The 212-nt window shown below is 50.9% G+C and carries 1 tRNA gene; it reads right to left on the bottom strand.

Annotated features, from left to right (window positions below):
* Nucleotides 1-71: 71 nt before the first annotated feature.
* Nucleotides 72-147 (bottom strand) — tRNA-Val (locus L987_RS04220).
* Nucleotides 148-212: the final 65 nt, after the last annotated feature.

Here is a 212-nt window from a genome sequence, read left to right as displayed (position 1 = left end):
TTGAACCCCCAACCTACTGATTACAAGTCAGTTGCTCTACCAGTTGAGCTAGGCCGGCTAAATTAAATAAATGGTGGAGGATGACGGGTTCGAACCGCCGACCCTCTGCTTGTAAGGCAGATGCTCTCCCAGCTGAGCTAATCCTCCATATAAATTGCCTGGCAACGTCCTACTCTTGCGGAACGTAAGTCCGACTACCATCGGCGCTAAGG

This window comes from Staphylococcus sp. ZWU0021, assembly GCF_000798895.1.
In the GTDB taxonomy this organism is placed as follows: domain Bacteria; phylum Bacillota; class Bacilli; order Staphylococcales; family Staphylococcaceae; genus Staphylococcus; species Staphylococcus saprophyticus.
The sequence above is the reverse complement of the archived record's forward strand: the minus strand, read 5'-3'. Positions and strand labels throughout refer to the sequence as shown.